At 72.2% G+C, this 237-nt stretch carries 1 protein-coding gene; it reads right to left on the reverse strand.

What is annotated here, in order from left to right; all coding sequences use genetic code 11:
- A partial coding sequence (locus tag KVS71_RS18725) for a penicillin-binding transpeptidase domain-containing protein (protein WP_254635920.1) occupies positions 1-237 on the reverse strand: 237 nt, incomplete at both ends.

Below are 237 nucleotides of genomic sequence, written 5' to 3' on the forward strand. Positions count from 1 at the left end.
GGCGTCCACTCGCCACTGGCGTAGGCGGCCGCCGCCACGACGATCTTGAACGTCGGGCCCGGGGGATTGAGGTCACCGGCGATCGCGCGGTTCGACAGCGGCTTGCCGGGGTCGGCCACGAGCTGGTCGGAGGTGGCGTTGGCGGCGTTCGCGTCGTGGGTCGCCATGCTGTTGGTGTCGAAGCCGGGGGTGGACGCCAGCGCGAGGATGCGCCCGGTCTTCGGGTCCATCGCCACG

The organism is Microbacterium sp. GbtcB4, assembly GCF_019091465.1.
GTDB classification, from domain to species: domain Bacteria; phylum Actinomycetota; class Actinomycetes; order Actinomycetales; family Microbacteriaceae; genus Microbacterium; species Microbacterium paraoxydans.